Below are 21,937 nucleotides of genomic sequence, written 5' to 3' on the forward strand. Positions count from 1 at the left end.
ATCCTTAAAGCGACCGAAAACCCTTATGAAACCGCACGGCGACGGCGGCGCGGCTGGGGTTCGGGCTCCTCGGGGGCCGCGTGCAGCAGGAATCCGACGCGGGCACCGCCCAGGGGGCTACGGTCGATCACCAGTTGCCCACGGACAGTCTCGGCCGCGCGGCGCACGATGTCCAGACCCAGCCCGGTCGATCCGGCGCCGCTGAAGCCGCGCTTCACCGCGTTCTCCGGATCCGGGATGCCCGGCCCGGCGTCGTCGACGAGCAGGCCGCTGCCGGAGACGATCACCCGGAACGCGACGCCGTCCGGAGTGTGCGAGAAGACGTTGCCGAGCATCGCGTCGACCACCAGGATCACGTCGCTGCGCGACATCGGCACCATCACCGGCTCGTTGCCGCCGACCACCTCCCACGGCCGTTCCTGGTCCTCGGCCAGCACCGACCAGAACGCCAGCCGGTCGGCGAGCGCCTCGACCAGGTCGCACTGCTCGGTGCCGCGGGTCTCGACACCCAGCCGGGCGCCTGTGATGATCGCCTCGAGCTCCTCGTCGAGGAGATCGCAGGCCTGTCGCATCCGCTCGGCGATCGGGCCGGGCGGCATCGCCTCGACGTCGAGCCGCAGGCCCGTCAGCGGCGTACGCAATCGGTGTGAGAGATCGGCCGCGAGCTCGCGCTCCCGGTCCAGCAGCCGGCGCAGGTCGTCGGCCATCGCGTTGAAGTCGCGGGCCGCGTCGCGCAGCTCACGCGGGCCGGTCGGGGTGATCCGCTCGTTCAGCTCGCCGCCGCCGAGCCGCCGGGTGGCCGCCGCGAGCTGCCGCGTCGACCGGACCAGCTGACTGCCGAGCCGGTCGGCCAGCAGCACCGAGCCGCCGACCAGGACGATCGCGAGCCCGCCGAGGGCGAGCCAGGCCGGCCACACGCCACGCCGGGTCTCCTCCTCCGGCACGAAGACCTCGACCACCACGGTACGGCCGTCGGTCAGGACCGTGGGCTGCAGATACGCGATGCCGCCCGGCACCTCGGCCGTGGCCGACCGGCGCTCCTGCGCGGCCCGGCTCACGGTGGCGTCGTTCAGGTGCGTGATCCCGATCGGATCGAGCCCGGGCAGGTGCACGGCGAGCTGACCGGCGCTGCCGGCCGCGGTGCTGGCCACCGCGTTGGTCAGCTCGGTCAGGTCGCTGTTGACGCCGAGCACGGTCACCATCGAGGTGGCCTGCTGACGGGCCTCGGAGATCGCCCGGTCGTACGCGATCTGCCGGGTCGCCACGGCGAGCGGCACCAGGAACGCGAGCGCGACCATCGAGGTGATCGCGAGCGCCAGGCGATTGAGCGCCCACCTCATTGGGGATCCACCATCATCACGCCGACTCCCCGGACGGTGTGCAGGAACCGTGGCTTCGCGGCGGTCTCGCCCAGTTTGCGGCGCAGCCACGAGATGTGGACGTCGATGGTCTGCTCCTCGCCGATCCGGGCCTGCTGCCAGACCTGGTTCATCAGCTCCCGCCGGCTGATCACCTGACCCACCCGCTCGGCCAGGTACGCGAGGACGTCGAACTCGCGCCGGGTCAGCTGCAGCGGCTCACCCCGCAGCTCGACCCGGCGCTGCCGCGGCTTGATGACCAGTTCGCCGACCGTGATCGCGTTGGGCTGCTGCTGCTCGGTGGTGCGCGCCCGGCGCAGCACGGCCGAGATCCGGGCCAGGATGTGCCCGCCGGAGAACGGCTTGGTCACGTAGTCGTCGGCGCCGGCTTGAAGCAGTGCGATGATGTCCGCCTCGGACCGCCTCGCCGTGGCGACGATCACCGGGACGTCGGAGACCGTCCGCATCATCCGCAGCGCGTCGGTGCCGTCGATGTCGGGCAGCCCGAGGTCGAGAATGACCAGGTCGGGACGCTCCTGGGTGACGATCCGCAACGCCTGGGCAGCCTGGCCGACCGGGCGTACGACATGCCCGGCATCGGTCAGCGCACGGGTGAGCGCGGCCGTGATGATGCGGTCGTCCTCGACCAACAGGATCATCGCCATGGCGCACACAATAGGGCCAGGTGAGAGGATGCCACTCGTGCGATCTTCCAGGTGGGTGCCGGTAGCCGGCTGGTGTCTGGCCACGGCGGCCAGCATCGCGCTCTCGTCATTCGCGCTCTCGCCCGTGCTCAACGCGGCGAAGCCGGACGTGGGAGCGCTTCCGGATCTGGGCCGGGTGCCGGCCGCCGAAGTGGCGGTCACCACGACGACCGAGGCGCCGTCGCCGAGCGTGACTTCGAAGCCCGCTGTGGAGAAGTCCGAGACCGCCGCCCCCGAGCCGAGCCGGACCTCCCGCAAGCCCTCGTCGAAACCGGCGACGGCCGACCCGACGACGCCCGCCACCACGAAGCCGACGACGGCACCGACCAGCAAGCCGGCGACCACCACCGAGGACGGGTGGACGGTCACGACCGGCGAGGACGGCCTGAAGACGTACGTGAAGACCTTCACGACCGAGGGCGGCCGCGCGGTTCTCAAGATGGTCAGCGACGGCACGGTCTTCCTGGTCACGGCCACTCCGGCGGACGGCTACACGGTCCAGAAGAACGGCTCGGACACCAACCTCGCGGTCTACTTCAACGAACCCGGCCACAGCTTCATCATTCACGCGCAGTGGTTCAACGGTTCACCCTTCGTCGAAGTCAGCGAGGTCGGCGAGTAACCACGGCAAGGGTTTTCCCTGATTCGGTGAAGTTCATCGATGCATAGCGTCTGCGTAACTCATCCCGTGCCTGCCCGGACACCCCAACGGGCGGGAAGGAGCACGCAGCGTGAAATCCCGAACCCCCGTGGTCATCGCCGTGACCGCCGCGACCGCGGCCGCCTCGGCGATGGTCTGGATCACCGGACCGGCGACCGCCCAGCCGGTGAGCCCCCGCGCGGCCGCGGCCGCATCCGCCGACAAGGCCGCCGACACCGCCGAGGCCCTGGTCGCCGCGGAACCCGCGAACCTGCACACCAGTGACGGCGAGGCCTACGTCCAGCGTCCGGTGATCTCCACCGAGAAGCTCCAGTACGTGCCCTACGACCGGACCTACAAGGGCCTTCCGGTGATCGGCGGCGACTTCGTGGTCGTCACCGACAACGCCGGCAACACCAAGTACACGTCGGTGGCGCAGAGCAGCCCGATCGGTGAGCTCGCGGTCACGCCGAAGCTGAGCTCGGCCGACTCGGTAGCGATCGCGAAGGCCGAGCTCAAGACGGTCAAGAACGTCGAGGGTACGAAGCTCGTCGTCGTCACCACGACCGGAGATCCCACGCTGGCCTGGGAGTCCACCATCAACGGCACGAGCGCCGAGGGCGTCAGCCGGCTCACCGTCGACGTCGACGCGGCCACCGGCGAGGTGATCCGGACCTACGAGCACGTGACCGACGTGGCCGGCACCGGCACCGGCTGGATCACCGGCTCGGTCAGCCTCGACACCACGCTGTCCGGCTCCACCTACAGCCTGCGCGACCCCTCGCTCACGACGCTGAGCTGCCAGGACTCGTCGACCAACACGGTCTTCAGCGGCACCGACAACGTCTGGGGCAACGGGACCGGCACGAACAAGGAGACCGGCTGCGTCGACGCGTTCTACGCCGCGCAGAAGGAGAAGGCGATGCTGGCCACCTGGCTGGGCCGCACCGGCTTCACCAGCAGCGGCGGCGCCTGGCCGATCCGGGTGGGCCTCAACCAGCAGAACGCGTACTACGACGGCACCCAGGTCCAGATCGGCAAGAACACCGCCGGTCAGTGGATCTCCTCGCTCGACGTGGTGGGCCACGAGATCGGCCACGGCATCGACGACAACACCCCGGGCGGCATCTCCAAGAACGGCACCCAGGAGTTCGTCGGCGACGTCTTCGGCGCGGCCACCGAGGCCTTCGCGAACAACGCCAACGACCCGCGCGACTACCAGGTCGGCGAGGAGGTCAACCTGGTCGGCAGCGGCCCGATCCGGTACATGTACAACCCGTCGCTCGCCGGCGACGACAACTGCTACTCGAGCAGCACGCCGACCCAGGAGGTGCACGCCGCGGCCGGCCCCGGCAACCACTGGTTCTACCTGCTCGCCGAGGGCACCAACCCGACCAACGGCCAGCCGGCCAGCACCCGGTGCTCCGGCTCCGGCGCGATCACCGGTGTCGGCATCCAGACCGCCACCAAGATCATGTACAACGCGATGCTGATGAAGACCAGCAGCTCGTCGTACCTGAAGTACCGCACCTGGACGCTGACCGCGGCCAAGGCCCTGGACAGCACCTGCGGGCTCTTCAACACCACGAAGGCCGCCTGGGACGCGGTGAGCGTGCCGGCCCAGTCCGCCGACCCGACCTGCTCCACGACGACGACCTCGCCGACGGTCTCGCCGACCACGACGACGCCGCCGACCGCCTGCACCGGCACGAACGCGACCGATGTGTCCATTCCGGACGCCGGCGCCGCGGTCTACAGCAACGTCACGATCAGCGGCTGCGCCCGCAACGCGTCGTCCACCACGAAGGTCGCCGTGAACATCGTGCACACCTACCGGGGTGACGTGCGGGTCGACCTGGTCGCGCCGGACGGATCGACCTACAACCTGAAGGCGACGTCCAGCTCGGACAGCGCCGACAACATCAACACCACGTACACCGTGAACGTCTCCGGCGAGGCGGCGAACGGCACGTGGCGGCTCAAGGCCCAGGACGTGTACTCGACCGATACCGGGTACATCAACACCTGGACGCTGACCGTCTGATGATCTCGGGGCCGCCCAGAGTGATCTCGGCGGCCCCGAGGATCACCACAACATCACATTCGGTCCGGGAACCTGCCGCTCGCGGCCGGACCGGACCTAAGGTGCGTTCAAGCTGAGGAGGATCGAGCTGTGACGTACGGAGTAGTGGTACCGGGACGGCCGACCGGCGTGCTGGCCGACGTCTGGGGCCGGTCGGTGGTCCGCGACGTGATCCTCACGGTGGGCGCCGCGAGCGCCGTCGGCCTCGCCGCACAGATCTCCATCCCGGTCCCCGGCTCCCCCGTGCCGATCACCGGCCAGACCTTCGCCGTCGTCCTCGCCGGGGCGGCCCTCGGCGCCTCCCGCGGCGCCGCGGCGATGCTGCTCTACGCGATCGCCGGCGCGCTCGGCGTCCCGTGGTTCGCCGGCGGCGCCTCCGGCTGGCCCGCCGCTACCGGCGGTTACCTGGTCGGCTTCGTCCTGGCGGCGGCCCTCGCGGGTCAGCTCGCCGCCCTCGGCGCGGACCGCCGGCCGGTGCACACGGTCTGGCTCATGGCGGCCGGCAACGCGCTCATCTACCTGGTCGGGGTGCCCTGGCTCGCCTTCGCGACGGGCATGGGCCTGGCCGGCGCGGTGACCGCGGGCCTCGTCCCGTACCTGATCGGCGACGTGCTGAAGACCGCCCTGGCCGCGGCGCTCCTGCCGGGCGTCTGGAACCTCGTCGGCAGGCGTGCCGGCGCGGCGCCCGACCGCCGCCTGTAGCGAGCGCGCCACGGACGCCGCCTGCACCGCAGGGACGTTGTTGCTCGTCCATGAGATGTCGCAGGGTTTCCGGGCCGGGAAACGGGTACGCCGGGGCTCGCTGACGAGATCACTAGGAGGCGAGGAACGATGCGACTCTCGATGCTCCGCACGCTGTACGACCATCCCGGCCCGTGGGCGTCGGTCTACCTGGACGCGTCCCACGACACCGAGGACGCCACGAAGATCATCGAGCTGCGGTGGCGGGCGGCGGCCACGACCCTGACCGAGCAGGGCTGCGACGCGAAGACCCTGGCCGCGCTGGAGGCGGCGGTGACGAGCCACCCGGCCCGGCCCGGGCGGCACGGGCTCGCGCTCTTCGCCACGGCCGACCAGGTCGTGCTGAGCCGGCCGCTCGCCGCCCCGCCGGGCCGGGAGATCGCCGCCTTCGGGCCGCTGCCGCACGTCATGCCGCTGGTGGCGCAGCTCGGCGAGGAGATCCCCTACCTGCGGGTGGTGGTCGACCACACCGGCGGCGCGATCGACTCGGTCGGCGCCGGCGACCTGGTGCAGCACCACGAGGTGCAGGGCACCGAGGACTACCCCGTGCACAAGGTGCCGATCGGCGGCTGGTCGGCGCTGCGGGCGCAGCACAACTACGACCTGACCTGGCGGCGCAACGCCGGAGACGTGGCCGAGGCGGTCGCCGAGCTGGCCGGCCGGATCGACCCGGAGATCATCGTGGTGGCCGGCGACCCGAAGTCCCGGCCGATGCTCGTCGACCAGCTGCCCGAGCGGTGGCGCAGCCTGGTCGTGGAGACCGACGCCGGCTCGCGGGGGCCGGCGCCGATCCGTCCGCGCTCGAGGACGTGACGATCCAGGCCGTGGCCGAGCGCGCGGTCGAGCATCAGCGGGACGCCCTCGACCGGTTCCGGACCCAGGCGGGTCGGGACGGCGCCGCCGGCAACGGGCTGCCCGCCGTGGTCACCGCCCTGCAGCGCGGCCAGGTCGACACGGTGCTGATGATCGACGATCCGTCCTCGACCGACGAGCTGTGGATAGGCACCGAGCCCTACGAGATATCCACCGACGCCGCGGAGATGCAAAACCCGCAGAGGGTACGCGCTGACGCCGCGCTCATCAGGGGCCTGGCCTGCAGCGACGCGTCGATCGTGCTGGTCGATCCGGACGAGCCCGGGCTGTCCGGCGGCGTGGGGGCGCTGCTGCGCTACGCGGACGCCTCGAGCGCCCGCTGAGTTTCACACAGGCTGTGCACACAGCCTGTGGATAACTCGAACTGATGTTCGAACGCCCCGGTTCCGCGTCGCACCACGCGGGACCGGGGCGCCTCGGCCGGAGACCTAGATGTCCAGGTTCTCCTCGATCCGCTTGAGCTGGTGACGGGCCAGCGCCAGGTTCGCCCGGTCCTTGTTCAGCGCCAGGTAGAGGAACAGGCCCTGCCCCGAGCGCCCGGTCAGCGGGCGGAGCAGGTGGTACTGCGTGTCCAGCGTCACGAGGATGTCCTCGACGTTCTCCCGCAGACCCAGCATCTCCATCGTGCGCAGCTTCGCGCGGATCACCTCGGTGTTCGCGGCCGCCGCCACGGTGAGGTCGAAGTCCTTGCCACCCCCGGCGACGCCCAGCGCCATCCCGCTGCCGCGGTCGACGAGTGCGGCGCCGATCGCGCCGTCGACCTGCATCGCGTCCTTGAGGGCTACGTCCATGTCGGGCATCTCGGATCCTCCTGCGTCCTTTGGTACGACCAAGGCTGCGGGAGGCTGAACGGAATCGGTCGCACACGATGTCCGCTTCGGACGGACGGAGCCGTGAAATGTTCAACTGGAAGATCGGGCGACTTGAAGATTTCTGCAAGTACGAAACTGCGCAAGCGCCGTAACCGCCCCGCATCCGCTCCGTTGTTGCCATGCGGAGGTCCAGACGTGTCAGTACCGCTCTACCAGGCGAAGGCCGAGATGTTCCGTACCCTCGGCCATCCGGTGCGGATCCGCGTGCTCGAACTGCTCCAGGACGGGCCGAAACCCGTCCGCGACCTCCTCGCCGAGATCGACGTGGAGGCCTCGAACCTGTCCCAGCAGCTCGCCGTGCTGCGCCGGGCCGGGATAGTGACGTCGTTCCGGGACGGCGCGGCGGTGATGTACATGCTCAGCACCCCGGATGTCGCCGACCTGCTCGCGGCAGGCCGGCGCATCCTCGGCTCGGTGCTCACCGATCGCGACGGGCTCCTCGTGGAGCTCCGCGCGACGGGCCCTACTGGTACTCCACGCGCTCGCAGCCGGTGACCGCGTCCTCGTCCCGCGGCACCAGGCAGCCGTCCGTGTTCGCGCCGCCGTCCAGCCTGTCGGCGGCCCGGTCGCCCGGCTCGAAGAGGTAGTCGTTCCCGGCCTCGCCGTAGAGCGCGTCGGCGCCGTTGCCGCCGTGCAGCTCGTCGTTGCCGCCGCCACCGCGGATGACGTCGTCGCCGTCCCGGCCGTCCAGGTCGTTGCGGCCGCCGTTGCCGGTGATCCGGTCGTCGCCGTCGCCGCCGGTGACCTGCTCGACGTCCGCGCCGACGGTGTCCTTCTCGCCGGGCTGCCCGTCGTCGCCCACGGCGCCGTCCAGGTCGACGACCACCCCGGTGGTCCGGAGGACGTAGTCCACCCAGTCCCAGCCGGAGCCGCCGAGCATGGTGTCCCCCTCGAACTTCGAGGCGTACGGGTGGTCGCCGGTCAGCTCGTCGTTCCCGGACCCGCCCTCGAGCCGGTCCCGGCCCTCCTCGCCCTCGAGGTCGTCGTCGCCGGCGCCGCCGCGGAGCGTGTCGTTGCCGGGCCCGCCGTAGAGGAAGTTCGGGCCCGGGGTGCCGGCGATGACGTCGTTGCCGGCGCCGCCGCGGATGTCCTCGACGTCGGCGGCGATGGTGTCCCGCTCGCCCCGAGCGCCGTCGTCGCCCTTCACGCCGTCGGCGTCGAGGACGACGCCGACCTGGTACGACGCGTACGAGATCCAGTCCGGGCCGCTGCCGCCGGAGTAGTAGTCGGGGCTCGCGTGGTCCCACTCGGTCGCGTCGATCCAGTCGCCGCCCGCGCCGCCGTAGAGCTTGTCCACGCCGACGTCGCCGGAGATCTGGTCGGCGCCGGACCCGCCGTACACGTGGTCGTTGCCGATCTCGCCCATCACCCGGTCGTCGCCGGACTGGCCGTCGACCGCGTCGTTGCCGGACTGGCCGTTGATGATGTCGTGGCCGGCGCCGCCCCAGATCTTGTCGTTGCCGTAGCCGCCCATCAGCAGGTCGCCGCCGGCGCCGCCGCGGAGCTTGTCGTTGCCGGAGCGGCCGTTCAGCATGTCGTTAAGCACGCCGCCGGTCAGGCTGTCGTTGCCGGTGCCGCCGTCCGCGTCGATCCGTACCCGCGCCTTGTTGACCAGCGAGTCGTTGCGGTCGTTCAGGAAGGCGTAGAGCCGGGTCGGCGTCTTCGCGGTGGTGCACCGGACCCTGGTCCTGTCGCCCTTGACCGCCTTGCAGCCCTTGCCCGCCTTGATCGCGACGCGGTCGTCGATCGTGACGGTCCGGCCGGACAGCGTGAAGACGACAGTGTTCTGCTTGCCCTTGGCGGCCTTGAACGTGATCTTGGTGCCGGAAGCGGAGGCCACACCGGTGGAGGCGGCCTCGGCCGGCGATCCGAGGACGCCGGCGGAAATCGTCGTGAGCAGGGTCAAACCGACCCGAGAGAGCCAAACGGAGCGAAACACTGTGGATCCTCCCCAAGGATCCGGTGGCATCGATGCCTGACCGGTCACAAGATCATAGGGAGGCGTGTCCCGCTCCGCTGCCCCGTTTCAGCTGCCGAAACTCGCGTGGTACGACGCGGCCATGTCCTCGTCGCCGTGACCCTGCTCGGCCGCCCGGCGGAAACGCTCGGCGCCGGCTGCCGCGACGTCCATCCGTACGCCATGGCTCTCACCCGCGGCGACGATGAGCCGCGCGTCCTTCTCGGCAGTGACCACCGCGAAGCTGGCCGGCGAAAGCCGGTCCTGAAGGATGGCCTCGCCCTTCACCTTGAGATAGCCCATGTCGAGCGGACCGCCGCCGATCACGCCGAAGAACTGCTCGGGGTCGACGCCGAGCCCCTTCGCGAGGGCGAGCGCCTCGGCGACACCGTGGGTGGCCGCCAGCACCCAGCTGTTGGCGACCAGTTTGAGCCGGGTGGAGGGGCCCGCCGACCCGTCCTCGCCGGTCCACACGGTCCGGGCGCCGACCGCGTCGAACACCGGCTGCACGGCGCCCCGGTGCTCGCCCGGACCGGCCGCCAGCACGGTCAGCTGCCCGGCCTCGGCCGGCTGCCGGGTGCCGAGCACCGGCGCGTCGAAGAACACCAGCCCCTGCTCGCCGGCGAACCGGGCCAGGCCCTCGACCGCGTCGAGGCTCACCGTGGTCGACTGCACCCACGCCGCACCGGTCTGCAGCCCGGCCGCCGCCTCCCGCATCACCGCGAAGACCGCGTCGCCGTCGTAGAGCATCGTCACGACGACGTCGGCCGCGCTGACCGCGTCGGCCGGCGAGGCGGCGACCGTGGCGCCGTCCGCCTCGAGCGCCTCGGCCTTGTCCCGGCTCCGGTTCCACACATGCACGACATGGCCGGCCTTGACCAGGTTGCGGGCCATCGCGGCCCCCATGATCCCGGTTCCCAGCACGGCGACGGTGAGTCCAGTCATTCCCCCATCCTCGCCGACGGTTTGGCTGTGGTTGGCGACGGGCGTTTACTTCGTACAGAAAAAGGGGGTGCTTGGTGGCGGGGATCGACACACCGGCGGGATACACGGGTCTGCAACGGATCTGGATCGGCGCGGAGGCCGACACCTACCGTGCCTGGGACGAACGTGCGAGCAGGCCGGTCACCCTGCGGCTCTTCCACCGGTTCGTGAACGGGCGCGCCGAGGAGGCCGCCTTCGCCGCCTACTGCGCCACCGCGATCGGGCTCGGCCGGCATCCGGCGATCGTCCCGGTCAAGGCCGGCGGGGTCACCGCGACCGGGCGGCCGTGGCTCGCCTTCGAGAACCTCGAGGGGCGCACCTTCGAGCAGGTGCTGCGCGAGGACCCGCCGGAACCGGCCGAGGCGATCGCGCTGGTCATCACCCTGGCCGACGCGCTGGCCTGGGCGCACGCGACCCGGCCGCCGATGACGCACGGCCGGCTGCGGGCCGAGCACGTCCTGATCGGCGACGACGGCGCTCCCCGGCTGCACGACTTCTCCCCGCGGGGCAGCGCGGCCCCGCGCGACGACGTCACCAACCTCGCGGCGATGCTGTTCCGGGCGCTCACCGGCAACCACTGGCCGGACGCCGACGACCGGGTCATCAGCGCATGGCCGGGCCTGACCGGGCTGCTCGACGAGACCCTCACGCCGGTGCCGGCGGTCGACGACATGGTGACCTTCGCGGGCCGTCTGCGCCAGGTCGTCGCCGACACGGCCGACTTCTGATGAACTCGTCGGGTGAGCCGTTACGACACCATGGAATACCGCCGCAGCGGACGCAGCGGCCTCAAGCTGCCCGCCATCTCGCTGGGGTTGTGGCACAACTTCGGCGACGACCGCCCGCTGGAGACCCAGCGGGCCATCCTGCTCCGCGCCTTCGACCTCGGCATCACCCACTTCGACCTGGCCAACAACTACGGGCCGCCGTACGGCTCGGCCGAGGAGAACTTCGGCCGGGTGCTCGCCTCCGACCTCGGCACGCACCGCGATGAGCTGATCATCTCGACCAAGGCGGGCTACGACATGTGGCCCGGCCCGTACGGCGAGTGGGGTTCCAGGAAGTACCTGACCGCGTCGCTGGACCAGTCGCTCCGGCGGATGGGCCTCGACTACGTCGACATCTTCTACTCGCACCGGTTCGACCCGGAGACGCCGCTCGAGGAGACGATGGGCGCTCTCGACGCGGCCGTCCGGGCCGGCAAGGCGCTCTACGCGGGGATCTCCTCCTACTCGGCCGAGAAGACCGCCGAGGCCGCCGCGATCCTGCGCGACCTGGGCACGCCGCTGCTGATCCACCAGCCGTCGTACTCGATGCTGAACCGCTGGATCGAGCAGGACCTGCTGGCCACCCTGGAACGGGAGGGTACCGGCTGCATCGCGTTCTCGCCGCTGGCCCAGGGCATGCTCACCGACCGCTACCTGGACGGTTCGGTGAAGCCGAGCCGCGGCTCGTTCTTCGCCGAGTGGCTGACCGACGAGAACCTCGGCAAGGTGCGCGCCCTCAACGCGATCGCGGAACGCCGCGGGCAGAGCCTCGCCCAGATGGCGATCGCGTGGGTGCTGCGGGACCCGCGGATGACGTCGACGGTCCTCGGGGCGAGCAGCGTCGCCCAGCTGGAGGCGAACGTGGCGGCCCTGTCCGGTCCCGCCTTCTCCGACGCGGACCTGGCCGAGATCGACGAGCACGCCACCGAATCGGGGATCAACCTCTGGGCCAGGTCGAGCGGATACTGAGGCATGGCCTTCGACGAGACGCTCGCCGCTCGCATCCGGGACGAGGTCGCCGGCAGTGACGGCATCACCGACCGGAAGATGTTCGGCGGCATCACGTTCATGCTGAACGGCAACATGGCGGCCGGCGTCATCGGCGACGACCTGATCGTGCGGCTCGGCGCGGAGGCGGCGCCGGCCGCGCTGGCCGAGCCGGGCGTACGGGTCTTCGACTTCACCGGCAAGCCGATGCCCAACTGGGTGGTCGTCGACGGCTCCCGGCTCGCCGACGACCACCTGGGCCAGTGGTTGCGCAAGGGGCTCGACTACGCCGCCTCGCTGCCCCCGAAGTAGCTCGCCACCGTCCGGGCCAGGATCTCCCGGCCCGGCAGCTGCCACAGCTCCTCGTTCATCACCTCGACCTCGATCGGGCCGGTGTACCCGGCCTTCTCGACGGCGGCGTGGAACGCGGCCATGTCGACGCAGCCGTCGCCGGGCAGGCCGCGGCCGGTCAGCACGCCGGCCGGCAGCGGCGTGACCCAGTCGGCGAGCTGGTAGATCGCGATCCGCTCGCCGGCCTGGGCGATCTTGTCGAGGACCGTGTCGTCCCACCACAGGTGGTAGGTGTCGACGGTGACGCCGACCTGGCCGACCGGGTGGCGCGAGGCGATCGCCATGGCCTGGTCCCAGGTGTTGATCACGCAGCGGTCGGCCGCGTACATCGGATGCAGGGGCTCGATCGCGAGCGTCACCCCGGCCGCCGCGGCGTGCGGCACGAGCCGGGCGATCGCGTCGGCGACGTGCTCCCGCGCGCCGGCGATGTCCTTCGAGCCCTCCGGCAGGCCGCCGGAGACCAGGACGAGGACGCCCGTGCCCAGGGCGGCGGCCTCGTCGATGGCGCGGCGGTTGTCGTCGAACCAGTCCGGCGCCTGGAAGAAGCCGCTGCGGCAGAGCGTCGTGACCTCCAGCCCGGCGTCGCGGACCAGCGCGGCCGAACGCTCGAGACCGTATTCCTGGACCGGCTCGCGCCAGAGCGCGACCTTGTCCACCTCCGCCTCGACCAGGCCCTTGACCAGGTCGGTCAGCTCCCAGTGCTTGGCCGTGATCTGGTTGAAGGAGAATCTGCTCATCCCACCGCCACCTTGAAGAAGCCGTTGGCGCGCGCGGCCGCGAGCTCGGGATCGGGGATCAGGCCGGCCGCGTCGGCCAGCTCGATCAGCTTGGCCAGGTGCGGCACCGAGCGGCCGGACTGGAGGCCACCCACCATCGTGAAGTGGTCCTGGTGGCCGGCCAGCCAGGCGAGGAAGACGATGCCGGTCTTGTAGTAGAACGTCGGCCGCTCGAAGATGTGCCGGGAGAGCGGGACGGTGGGTTCGAAGATCCGGTCATATTTGGATACGTCGCCTTCATCGAGCGCGGCCAGCGCCGCTGCCGCCGCCGGGGCGATCGCCGCGAAGATGCCGAGCAGCGCGTCCGAGTGGCCCCGCTCGTCACCGCGGATCAGCTCCGGGTAGTTGAAGTCGTCGCCCGTGTAGAGCCGCACGCCCTCCGGCAGCCGCCTGCGCAGCCGGATCTCGTGATCGGCGTCGAGCAGCGAGATCTTGATGCCGTCCACCTTGGCCGGATTCGAGGCGATCAGCTCGAGCACCGTCTCGGTGGCCTTGTCCACGTCGGACGAACCCCAGTAGCCCTCCAGCGCCGGGTCGAAGGCGATGCCGAGCCAGTGCAGGACGACCGGCTTGTCGGATTCCTCCAGCAGGTCGCGATAGACGCGGAGATAGTCGTCCGCGTCCCGGGCCGCCGCCGCCAGATGGCGGCTGCACATCAACACCGGCTTGGCGCCGGCTTCTGCCACATCGGCCAGCTGCCTTCGGTACGAGGTGAGCACCTGCTCCAGCGACGCCGGTCCGGCGGGCAGGTCGTCGGTCGCGACACCGGCCACGATCCGCCCGCCGGCCGCCCTCGCCTCGGCCGCGCTGCGCCGGATGAGCTCCCTGGTCGCGGCGTAGTCGAGGCCCATACCCCGCTGGGCCGTGTCCATCGCCTCGGCCACCCCGAGCCCGTGCCCCCACAGGTGGTGCCGGAACTTCAGGGTGGTGTCCCAGTCGACGACCGCGGGCGCGCCGGGCGCGTTCTCCGCTCTCGGGTCGGCGACGACGTGGGCGGCCGCGTAGGCGACCCGGCTCGCGGGCGGGCCCGCCGGCTTCCCCCACGAGGTGGCGGACAGGGTGAGCCGCCGCCCGTCCGGCAGGTTCACCGTCGCCATGTCAGGCGTTCCCCAGCTCGATGCGCCGGCCCTCGCTCGCCGACTGCAGGCCCGCCTCGGCCAGCCGCACGCCGCGGGCGCCGGACGCGAAGTCCCAGTGGAACCGCTCGCCGGCCACGACGTGCCGCAGGAACGCCTCCCACTGCACCTTGAAGCCGTTGTCGAACTCCTCGTTGTCCGGCACCTCGGTCCAGTGGTCCCGGAACGACTCGGTGACCGGCAGGTCCGGGTTCCAGACCGGCTTCGGCGTGGTGGCCCGGTGCTGGATCTTGCAGCCGCGCAGGCCGGCCACGGCGCTGCCGAGGGTGCCGTCGACCTGGAACTCGACGAGCTCGTCCCGGTTCACCCGGACGGTCCACGACGAGTTCAGCTGGGCGACGATGCCGCCCTCCAGCTCGAAGATCGCGTACGCGGCGTCGTCGGCGTCGGCCGCGTAGGTCTCGCCGCGCTCGTCGACCCGGCTCTCGATGTGCGTGGCGGTGGTGCACTGCACCGCCCGGACCGCGCCGAACAGCTCCTCGAGGACGTAGTTCCAGTGCGGGAACATGTCCATCACGATGCCGCCGCCGTCGGCGAGCCGGTAGTTCCAGGACGGGCGCTGCGCCACCTGCCAGTCGCCCTCGAAGACCCAGTAGCCGAACTCGCCGCGCACCGACAGGATCCGGCCGAAGAAACCGCCGTCGATGAGCCGCTTCAGCTTGCGCAGGCCGGGGAGGAAGAGCTTGTCCTGGACGACGCCGCTGCGGATGCCCGCCGCGTCGGCCAGCTCGGCCAGCTCCTCGGCCGCGGCGGAGCTCTCGGCGAGCGGCTTCTCGGTGTAGACGTGCTTGCCGGCCGCGATGGCCTGCCGGATCGCCTTCTCCCGCTGCGCGGTCACCTGCGCGTCGAAGTAGATCTCCACGTCCGGGCGGGACAGCGCGGCGTCGAGGTCGGTGGTCCACTCGGTGAGGCCGTGCTGCGCCGCGATCGACGCGAGCTTGTCCGGGTCGCGGCCGACCAGGATCAGCTCGGGCCAGATGTGCCCGCCGCCGGCGAGCGGCACGCCACCCTGGTCGCGGATGGCGAGGAGGGAGCGGACCAGGTGCTGCCGATATCCCATTCGGCCGGTGACGCCGTTGATGACGATCCCGATCGATCTGCGCGCTGCCATGCGGGGTTCCCTTCGAGGACGGGAGGAAAGCGCTTTCCTGCTGCTCGTAGCGTAGGCCGTCGATCCCCGCCGGGACAAGGGGCGTCCCACCCGCCTCGCCGGGGAACCGCCCTCCCGGCAGCGGCGCGGAGATGATCACCGCGATCCGTCTTCGCAGGTGAGAGACGTCACCGGGAAAAGTGATATGGGTGTCCGGCGGCGATGACCGCGCGTTGACAGGCGCACTTTTCGATATCTGACCTCGGCGCGCTCCAACCACTCCGGGAGGCCGGCGATGAGCAGGATCGGCGACGTCGTCGCGGCGGCACAGGGCGGCGACCGGCGCGCCCGGGAGGAGTTCGCGCGCGCCTACCTGCCGCTCGTCTACAACGTGGTGGGCCGGGCGCTGGGCGGTCACCCCGACGTCGAGGACGTGGTCCAGGAGACGATGCTGCTGGCCATCCGGGATCTGCCGGACCTGCGGCAGCCGGAGAGCGTGCGCTCCTGGGTGCTCACGATCGCCATGCGCCGGATCGGGGCCGTACCGGCAGCGGACCGCGGCCGCCGCCGCCCACGTCGCGGTGGTGCCCGAGGTGCCCGGCCCGACGGCCGACTTCGAGGAGCTGGCCATCCTGCGGCTGCGGGTCACCGGCGAGCGCCGCCAGGTCGCCGAGGCGAGCCGCTGGCTGGACGACGAGGACCGGGCCGTGCTCGCCCTCTGGTGGCAGGAGGCGGCCGGCGAGCTGAGCCGGGCCGAGGTGGCGGCCGCGCTGGAGACGAGCGTGGCGTACGCGGCGGTGCGGATCCAGCGGATGCGCGGGCAGCTCGACCGCTGCCGGGCGCTGGTCGCCGCGCTGGAGAGCCGGCCGCGGTGCGCGGAGCTGGACGGCGCGGTCGCCGTGTGGGACGGCCGGCCGGGTCCACTGTGGCGCAAGTGGATCGACAGGCACGTCCGGGACTGCCGGATCTGCCGGGGCCGGTCCGGCGGCGAGATCGCGGTCGAGCGGCTGCTGATCGGCTGCGCGCTGCTGCCGGTGCCGGCGGCGCTGACCGCGGCGGTCGTCACGAGAACGGCGAGCGCCGCGGTGATGGTCACCAAGCCGGCGGGCGTCACGAAGATCGCGGGCGCCGGACCGGTTTCGACCAGGGCGGGCGGCGGGCTCCGGCGACTCGGGATCGCCGGCGCCGCGGCGACTGCCGTCGTTGCGGTCGCGGGCGGCTCCTACGCGTACACAGCAGGCTCCGGACCCACCGCCCAGGCCGCCGCCGTCGCACCCAGCGTGACCACAGCGGTCTCACCAAGCGTGAGTGTCACGCCCAGCTCGACCCCGTCCACCTCCTCCTCCGTCACCCCTTCCGCCTCGCCGTCCGCATCGCCGTCGATCACGAGGAAGAGCTTGGCGAGCCGCTGGGCGAGCTGGCATGTCCCGGGACCGGAGACGAAGGCGAGCTATCGGAACCTGGGCGACGGCACGGTCCGGGACACCGTGACCGGCCTCGTCTGGCAGCGCGAGGTGGCCCCGAAGACCTACACGTTCACGCAGGCCAAGGCATATTGCGACGATCTCGGGCTGGACGGCGGCGGCTGGCATCTGCCGACCCGCGTCGAGCTCACCTCGATCGTCGACCACTCCCGGTCCGGCCCGGCGATCGACCCGAAGGCCTTCCCCGGCACCCCGCCCCGGTTCTTCTGGACCTCGACCCCCTGGGCAGTCACCAAGACGCCGCTGCGCGCCTGGATCATCAACTTCTACGAGGGCCTCGCCAGTAACGGCGCGTTCCAGGACGGTGAGTTCAACGTCCGATGTGTACGCTCGGTGAGTGGCTCGGGGAAGCCGGCCTACATCGTCGCGGACGGGCGGGTGACCGATCCGCAGACCGGTCTGACCTGGCAGCGCGCCACCTCGGCGGAGATGACCGCGGCCGAGGCCACCGCCTACTGCGCCGATCGGGGCTGGCGGCTGCCGACCGTGCGCGAGCTCTCCACCACCGTCGACGACTCCCGCGTGGCGCCCGCCATCACCGTGAAGGCCTTCCCGGACACCCCGAAGAAGGGCTGGTACTGGACCTCCGACGAGGCCGATCCGGAACCGGGCCGGCGTTGGGCGCTCAACTACGACGACGGCTACCCGAACTATCGGAAGATCGAGACCGGGTACGCCCGATGCGTCAGACGTTGATCAGCGGCTCAGCAGCCGGCAGGTCCTGATCAACGCCTGTCCGACATCGACCACGTCGTCGGCGGTCCACTCCAGGGCCGCCGCCGCGATCGTCATCTCGGTCATCGAGACGCCCGGCACCTCGGTGTCCCGCCAGCCGCCCGCGAACCAGACCTTCTCCTGCTCGGCCTGCGCCAGCACGGCGGCGTTCACGACCTGCGCCGGATAGGGCAGGAACAGCCGGAACTGGTGGGTGTGCGGCGGCGCCGGGTGGACGCGCGCGCCGGGCAGATCGGCCAGGGCGCGGGCCACGGTCCGGGCGTGCCGCACGTAGTCCGGGATCCGCGGCAGCTCCCGGTCGAGGCCGGTGTGCGCGGCCAGGACGGCGGGCCACTGCTGGAAGAGGTTGCCGCCGTGCCGGTGCCGCCAGGCCCGGGCGTACCGGGCCAGATCCGCGCTGCCGGCCAGCGCCGCACCGCTGATCCCGCCGAGCGTCTTGTAGAAGGAGACGTACACGCTGTCGGCCTGCTCGGCGATCTCGGCGAGCGAACGGCCCAGGTAGGGCGCCGACTCCCAGATCCGGGCGCCGTCGAAGTGCACCCGGGCGCCGAGATTCGCCGCCTCGTCGCAGGCCTCGGTCAGCTCGGCCCAGGTCGGCAGCACGAAACCGGCGTCCCGCATCGGCAGCTCGAAGACGACGGTGCCGACCGGCTCGTCCAGCCGGGCCAGCTCGGCGGCGGTCGGGTTGCGCGCCGCCGCGGTCGGGGTGACCGCGCGCAGGCCGGTGAGGTCGGCGTACGCGTCCCGCTCGTGCACGAGCAGATGGCCGAGCGGGTGCAGCGCCACCGCGTCCGTCTCGCCGGCGCCGAAGCGCAGCGCCACCTGCTGGGCCATCGTCCCGGTCGGGAACCAGACCGCCGCCTCGGCGCCGAGCAGGTTCGCGACCCGCTGCTCGAGCAGCGTCACCGGGCCGTCGCCGTAGTAGTCCGGCATCTCCTCCGGATCCACCGCGTCCGCCAGGTCCGCGAGTCGCTCCCGGATCGTGGCCGGGCGGACGCCGGAGAGGATCCGGTCGCTGGCCCGCATGGCTGCCTGACGGCGTAGCAGAGTGTTTTCCGGCATCGCCGGATGGTCGCAGATCATTCGTGGTTTTGTCGTACCGTCTCGCTACCGTCCCGGTCATGGATTGGCAGAGGCACCGATACCCCCGTCCCGGCAGCGTCGGCGTGTCCGCTTTCGTTCCCGATCCGGGTGCGCGTGCCGTGGTCCAGGAGCAGATCGCCCGCCGGCCCGGCCTGGTCACCGCCGTGCTCGCGTCGCCGACGACGGCCCAGCCCACGGCGGCTGCCGCGCGCGCCTGGCTCGAGGGGTCGCCCGCCGCGCCGCCGATCGGGCCGGCCGCGGTCGCCGCGATCACCGCGACGGGCAGCTCGACGCATTGGCCGAAAATGGTCTCTTTCGCCGATCTGCTGATCGCCGAGCGCGGCCTGCGGTTCGCCGCCGAGGCCGCCGTCCTGGCGAACGCGCTGATCGTCATCGACGACAACCCGCCGCCTCAGTCCCTGCCGGGCCGGGATGCTCCGGGCGTCCGTCACCTGCGGTCCGGCGAGCGGCGTCAGGGCTGGCAGATCGACGCGCCGCTGCAGATCCTGCTCCGGGTCCGGCGCGCGCTCGCTGCCGCGAGCGACGCCGAGCGCGACGAGGTGGTCCAGGCGCTGCTTCCCTATCGGGCCCTTCATCCGTACGCATCAGCCGCCATCTCCATCCTGATCCCGTCGATGCACCACTGGGTCGAGCAGGACGTCCTGGCCGCGATCGCCGACACCGACTCCTACCGCGCGTCCGCCCTGACCACGGCGGTGCACACCGGCGAGCAGCTGGACGCCCTCGTGCCGATCGTGAACAGCTGGACCGTCATCGACTCGACCGCCGTGATCAGCACGCTCCTCGACGGCGTCGGCCCGGCCGCGGCGCCCGCCCTGTTCCACTGGTTCGACCAGGGCAACGGCGACGCCGCGGCGCAGAAACGCCTGCTCGCCGCGCTCGCCTCGATCCCCGGCGACGACGCGATGCGCGGCCTGATCCAGCGGGCCGAGGTGAAATACGTGGCCGGCGCGCTGACCGAGGCGGCCGGCCGTGACCCGGCCCGGGCGCTGCGGCTCCTCGTCGAGGGCGCCGCGAAGCGCCCCGTGGCCGACCTGCTGCGCGGTCACGTGCTGGCCCACCCGGAGCTGGCCGGAGAGTCCGATTCGCCGCTCGTGCGGCAGATGGTGGAGGAGGCCCGCTCGCTGGTGATCGCGCCCGCGTCGTCGGTGCCGGCGCTGCTGGCCGACCCGCCGTGGCTGCACCGCCCGAAACCCGCATGGCCCACCGTGATCAGTGGGCTGGCCGGCACCGATCCGCCCGCCGTCCACTGGCTTCCGGGTGAGCGTGAGCAGTGGCGGGAGACCGCCGGGCTGCCCCGCGCCTTCACCTCGAAGCTGTCCTGGCCGCAGATCGCCGACCGGCTGCTCACCGGCCGCGGGGCGTGGAGCGAGGCGTCCGGCTTCTTCACCCGCGCGCCCGAGATCGTCGCCCGCCCGATCATGCGCCGCTGGCGGGCCGGCAACACCTGGGAGGCCGGTCCGTGGCTGCGGGTCGCCGCGGCCCGCTTCGAGACCGACGCGCTGCCGGCCCTGCTCGATCTCGCCGGGCGCACCGGCACGGCCGAGTCGGCGGCCCTGCTCATGCCGTTCACGTCGCCCGAGGTCGCCACGCTGACGGCCGACTGGCTGACCCGGCTCAAGAGCCTGCGCCGTACCGCCCTCGCCTGGCTGCTCCGGCACCCGGCCGAGGCCGCCCGTGCGCTGATCCCGGCCGCGCTGGGCAAGGCCGGTCCGGCGCGGCGGCAGGCGGAGACCGCCCTGCTCGCGCTGCACACCCAGGGTCAGGGTGCGGCGGTCCGGGAGGCCGCCCGCCACCACGGCCCGGAGGCCGAAGCCGCGATCGAGACCCTGCTCGCCACCGATCCGCTGGCCGTCCTCCCGGCGAAGATGCCGCCGGTCCCGGCCTGGGCCGTCCCCGGCCTGCTGCCCCCGGTCCGGCTGCGCGACGGCTCCGGCGCGCTGCCTCCCGCGTCGATCGGCCACCTCGTCACGATGCTGGCGCTGTCCAGGCTGGACAGTCCGTACCCCGGCCTGGAGATCGTCCAGCAGACCTGCGAGCCCGGCGACCTCGCCGAGTTCGCCTGGGGCGTCTTCCACCGCTGGCAGTCGACCGGCGCCGACGCCAAGGAGAACTGGGCGCTCGACGCGCTCGGCCTGCTCGGCGACGACGAGACCGTCCGCCGGCTCACCCCGCTGATCCTGACCTGGCCCGGCGACGGCGGTCATCAAAAGGCCGTGACCGGGGTGAACGTGCTCTCCGCGATCGGCACCGACGTCGCCCTGCTCCATCTGCACGGCATCGCGCAGCGGGCGAAGTTCAAGGGGCTCAAGACCGCGGCGCAGACCCGGATGGCCGAGGTCGCCGAGTCGCTCGGGCTCACCCCGGAGCAGCTCGCCGACCGGCTCGTGCCCGATCTCGGGTTGTCGTCCGACGGCAGCCTGCGGCTCGACTACGGCCCCCGCCACTTCGTCGTGGGCTTCGACGAGCAACTCCGCCCGTTCGTGACCGACGCGACGGGCAAACGCCTCAAGTCGCTGCCCAAGCCGGGCGCCCGCGACGATGCCGAGCTGGCGCCGGCCGCGTTCAAACGATTCGCCGCGCTGAAGAAGGACGTCCGCACCATCGCGGGCGACCAGGTCCGCCGGCTCGAACAGGCCATGGTGCGCGGGCGCCGCTGGACGCTCCCGGAGTTCCGCCGCTTCTTCGTCGAACAGCCCCTCGTCTGGCACATCGCCCGCCGCCTGGTCTGGCTCGCCGACGACGGTGTCCCGTTCCGCATCGCCGAGGACCGCAGCTTCTCCACGGCCGACGACGACGAACTGAGCCTCGGGCCGGACGCCACGGTCAGTGTCGCCCATCCGCTGCACCTCGGCTCGTCGCTGGCGGCCTGGGCCGAGCTGTTCGCCGACTACGAGATCCTCCAGCCGTTCCCGCAGCTCAGCCGCCCGGTCTTCACCCCCGGCCCGCTGACCCGCTTCGAGGGCGTCACGGTGCCGACCACCAAGGTCCTGAGCCTCGAACGCCGCGGCTGGCGACGCGAATCCCCACAGGACGCCGGCATCCAGAGCCGGATGGAGTTCGTCGTCGAACCCGGCGTCGAGTTCGTCCTGGAGCTCGACCCGGGGATCGCGGTGGGCGACGTCACCTACTTCCCGGAACAGAAGGTGACAGCCGCCTACCTGCACGACGGCACCTCTTCCCGCTGGCGCCGCGACGCGCAGTCCGAACTCCCACCCGACCGCCTCGATCCGGTGGCGGCCTCGGAGCTGATGCGCGACCTGACCGACCTGACCACATAGGAGGCCGATGACTC

Annotated in this window: 18 protein-coding genes and 2 pseudogenes; 11 read left to right on the top strand and 9 right to left on the bottom strand. The window is 71.8% G+C overall.

The window, feature by feature from the left end:
* Nucleotides 1-23 precede the first annotated feature (23 nt).
* Nucleotides 24-1,340 (bottom strand): HAMP domain-containing sensor histidine kinase, encoded by a 1,317-nt coding sequence (locus AB0G10_RS23735; protein ID WP_360925531.1) that lies wholly within the window; start codon nucleotides 1,338-1,340, stop codon nucleotides 24-26.
* Nucleotides 1,337-2,023 carry a response regulator transcription factor gene (locus AB0G10_RS23740; protein WP_360925534.1) on the bottom strand — a complete coding sequence of 229 codons (687 nt, stop codon included), beginning with the start codon at nucleotides 2,021-2,023 and terminating at the stop codon, nucleotides 1,337-1,339. Before AB0G10_RS23740 ends, AB0G10_RS23735 begins: the two co-directional genes overlap by 4 nt.
* Before the next feature lie 28 nt (nucleotides 2,024-2,051).
* On the opposite strand from AB0G10_RS23740, the gene AB0G10_RS23745 reads away from it, so the two are divergent.
* The 4 genes and pseudogenes from AB0G10_RS23745 (at nucleotide 2,052) to AB0G10_RS23760 (ending at nucleotide 6,722) form a co-directional block, all read left to right on the top strand.
* A complete protein-coding gene (locus tag AB0G10_RS23745; RefSeq protein WP_360925536.1) occupies nucleotides 2,052-2,684 on the top strand; it encodes a DNA mismatch repair protein MutL in 633 nt (210 codons plus the stop codon).
* Nucleotides 2,685-2,793: 109 nt separating this feature from the next.
* Nucleotides 2,794-4,746 (top strand): M4 family metallopeptidase, encoded by a 1,953-nt coding sequence (locus AB0G10_RS23750; RefSeq protein ID WP_360925539.1) that lies wholly within the window; start codon nucleotides 2,794-2,796, stop codon nucleotides 4,744-4,746.
* Between the two features lie 129 nt (nucleotides 4,747-4,875).
* A complete protein-coding gene (locus AB0G10_RS23755) occupies nucleotides 4,876-5,487 on the top strand; it encodes a biotin transporter BioY (protein WP_360925542.1) in 612 nt (203 codons plus the stop codon).
* Nucleotides 5,488-5,616: 129 nt separating this feature from the next.
* Nucleotides 5,617-6,722, top strand: a pseudogene (locus AB0G10_RS23760) (Vms1/Ankzf1 family peptidyl-tRNA hydrolase).
* A gap of 105 nt (nucleotides 6,723-6,827) precedes the next feature.
* Here the strand turns inward: AB0G10_RS23760 and AB0G10_RS23765 are convergent.
* Nucleotides 6,828-7,199, bottom strand: coding sequence for a hypothetical protein (locus AB0G10_RS23765; RefSeq protein WP_360925545.1), 372 nt, complete (start codon nucleotides 7,197-7,199; stop codon nucleotides 6,828-6,830).
* A gap of 207 nt (nucleotides 7,200-7,406) precedes the next feature.
* On the opposite strand from AB0G10_RS23765, the gene AB0G10_RS23770 reads away from it, so the two are divergent.
* Nucleotides 7,407-7,766, top strand: coding sequence for a metalloregulator ArsR/SmtB family transcription factor (locus AB0G10_RS23770; RefSeq protein ID WP_360925548.1), 360 nt, complete (start codon nucleotides 7,407-7,409; stop codon nucleotides 7,764-7,766).
* Here AB0G10_RS23770 and AB0G10_RS23775 read toward each other — a convergent pair.
* On the bottom strand, nucleotides 7,735-9,210 hold the full coding sequence (locus AB0G10_RS23775; protein ID WP_360925550.1) for a calcium-binding protein: 1,476 nt from the start codon (nucleotides 9,208-9,210) through the stop codon (nucleotides 7,735-7,737). The two genes, AB0G10_RS23770 and AB0G10_RS23775, sit on opposite strands and share 32 nt — an antisense overlap.
* Before the next feature lie 87 nt (nucleotides 9,211-9,297).
* On the bottom strand, nucleotides 9,298-10,173 hold the full coding sequence (locus AB0G10_RS23780; protein ID WP_360925552.1) for an NAD(P)-dependent oxidoreductase: 876 nt from the start codon (nucleotides 10,171-10,173) through the stop codon (nucleotides 9,298-9,300).
* 74 nt (nucleotides 10,174-10,247) lie between these two features.
* Between AB0G10_RS23780 and AB0G10_RS23785 the strand changes: the two genes are divergently transcribed.
* The 3 genes from AB0G10_RS23785 to AB0G10_RS23795 are packed head-to-tail and all read left to right on the top strand — an operon-like array spanning nucleotide 10,248 to nucleotide 12,278.
* Nucleotides 10,248-10,940 carry a phosphotransferase gene (locus tag AB0G10_RS23785; protein ID WP_360925555.1) on the top strand — a complete coding sequence of 231 codons (693 nt, stop codon included), beginning with the start codon at nucleotides 10,248-10,250 and terminating at the stop codon, nucleotides 10,938-10,940.
* Between the two features lie 12 nt (nucleotides 10,941-10,952).
* A complete protein-coding gene (gene mgrA / locus AB0G10_RS23790; RefSeq protein WP_360925558.1) occupies nucleotides 10,953-11,948 on the top strand; it encodes an L-glyceraldehyde 3-phosphate reductase in 996 nt (331 codons plus the stop codon).
* 3 nt (nucleotides 11,949-11,951) lie between these two features.
* Nucleotides 11,952-12,278, top strand: a complete 327-nt coding sequence (locus AB0G10_RS23795) for a TfoX/Sxy family protein (RefSeq protein ID WP_360925560.1) — start codon at nucleotides 11,952-11,954, stop codon at nucleotides 12,276-12,278.
* Here AB0G10_RS23795 and AB0G10_RS23800 read toward each other — a convergent pair.
* From AB0G10_RS23800 to AB0G10_RS23810, 3 genes are read right to left on the bottom strand one after another with little or no spacing between them, the layout of a single operon-like run.
* Nucleotides 12,251-13,054 (bottom strand): sugar phosphate isomerase/epimerase family protein, encoded by an 804-nt coding sequence (locus AB0G10_RS23800; protein WP_360925563.1) that lies wholly within the window; start codon nucleotides 13,052-13,054, stop codon nucleotides 12,251-12,253. The two genes, AB0G10_RS23795 and AB0G10_RS23800, sit on opposite strands and share 28 nt — an antisense overlap.
* Nucleotides 13,051-14,190, bottom strand: coding sequence for a dihydrodipicolinate synthase family protein (locus AB0G10_RS23805; protein WP_360925566.1), 1,140 nt, complete (start codon nucleotides 14,188-14,190; stop codon nucleotides 13,051-13,053). The genes AB0G10_RS23800 and AB0G10_RS23805 overlap by 4 nt, the downstream gene beginning before the upstream one ends.
* A 1-nt stretch (nucleotide 14,191) precedes the next feature.
* Nucleotides 14,192-15,340 carry a Gfo/Idh/MocA family oxidoreductase gene (locus tag AB0G10_RS23810; protein WP_360925569.1) on the bottom strand — a complete coding sequence of 383 codons (1,149 nt, stop codon included), beginning with the start codon at nucleotides 15,338-15,340 and terminating at the stop codon, nucleotides 14,192-14,194.
* 274 nt (nucleotides 15,341-15,614) lie between these two features.
* Between AB0G10_RS23810 and AB0G10_RS23815 the strand changes: the two are divergent.
* Nucleotides 15,615-15,794 (top strand): annotated as a pseudogene (locus tag AB0G10_RS23815) (sigma factor); the annotation flags it as partial.
* A gap of 118 nt (nucleotides 15,795-15,912) precedes the next feature.
* The gene (locus AB0G10_RS23820) at nucleotides 15,913-17,499 is read left to right on the top strand and encodes a DUF1566 domain-containing protein (RefSeq protein ID WP_360925572.1); all 1,587 of its coding nucleotides are present in this window, start codon (nucleotides 15,913-15,915) and stop codon (nucleotides 17,497-17,499) included.
* On the opposite strand, the gene AB0G10_RS23825 is transcribed toward AB0G10_RS23820, so the two are convergent.
* Nucleotides 17,500-18,600, bottom strand: a complete 1,101-nt coding sequence (locus AB0G10_RS23825) for a beta-eliminating lyase-related protein (RefSeq protein WP_360925574.1) — start codon at nucleotides 18,598-18,600, stop codon at nucleotides 17,500-17,502.
* A gap of 59 nt (nucleotides 18,601-18,659) precedes the next feature.
* On the opposite strand from AB0G10_RS23825, the gene AB0G10_RS23830 reads away from it, so the two are divergent.
* Nucleotides 18,660-21,923 (top strand): DUF4132 domain-containing protein, encoded by a 3,264-nt coding sequence (locus tag AB0G10_RS23830; RefSeq protein ID WP_360925577.1) that lies wholly within the window; start codon nucleotides 18,660-18,662, stop codon nucleotides 21,921-21,923.
* Nucleotides 21,924-21,937 lie beyond the last annotated feature (14 nt).

Source organism: Actinoplanes sp. NPDC023714, assembly GCF_040639855.1.
Taxonomy (GTDB): Bacteria; Actinomycetota; Actinomycetes; order Mycobacteriales; family Micromonosporaceae; genus Actinoplanes.

What these genes read in the sequence shown, in the direction of transcription:
- AB0G10_RS23735 (WP_360925531.1), bottom strand. Translation starts at nt 1,340, where the DNA reads ATGAGGTGGGCGCTCAATCGCCTGGCGCTCGCGATCACCTCGATGGTC.
- AB0G10_RS23740 (WP_360925534.1), bottom strand. Translation starts at nt 2,023, where the DNA reads ATGGCGATGATCCTGTTGGTCGAGGACGACCGCATCATCACGGCCGCG.
- AB0G10_RS23745 (WP_360925536.1), top strand. Translation starts at nt 2,052, where the DNA reads ATGCCACTCGTGCGATCTTCCAGGTGGGTGCCGGTAGCCGGCTGGTGT.
- AB0G10_RS23765 (WP_360925545.1), bottom strand. Translation starts at nt 7,199, where the DNA reads ATGCCCGACATGGACGTAGCCCTCAAGGACGCGATGCAGGTCGACGGC.
- AB0G10_RS23780 (WP_360925552.1), bottom strand. Translation starts at nt 10,173, where the DNA reads ATGACTGGACTCACCGTCGCCGTGCTGGGAACCGGGATCATGGGGGCC.
- AB0G10_RS23795 (WP_360925560.1), top strand. Translation starts at nt 11,952, where the DNA reads ATGGCCTTCGACGAGACGCTCGCCGCTCGCATCCGGGACGAGGTCGCC.
- AB0G10_RS23800 (WP_360925563.1), bottom strand. Translation starts at nt 13,054, where the DNA reads ATGAGCAGATTCTCCTTCAACCAGATCACGGCCAAGCACTGGGAGCTG.
- AB0G10_RS23805 (WP_360925566.1), bottom strand. Translation starts at nt 14,190, where the DNA reads ATGGCGACGGTGAACCTGCCGGACGGGCGGCGGCTCACCCTGTCCGCC.
- AB0G10_RS23810 (WP_360925569.1), bottom strand. Translation starts at nt 15,340, where the DNA reads ATGGCAGCGCGCAGATCGATCGGGATCGTCATCAACGGCGTCACCGGC.
- AB0G10_RS23825 (WP_360925574.1), bottom strand. Translation starts at nt 18,600, where the DNA reads ATGCCGGAAAACACTCTGCTACGCCGTCAGGCAGCCATGCGGGCCAGC.
- AB0G10_RS23830 (WP_360925577.1), top strand. Translation starts at nt 18,660, where the DNA reads ATGGATTGGCAGAGGCACCGATACCCCCGTCCCGGCAGCGTCGGCGTG.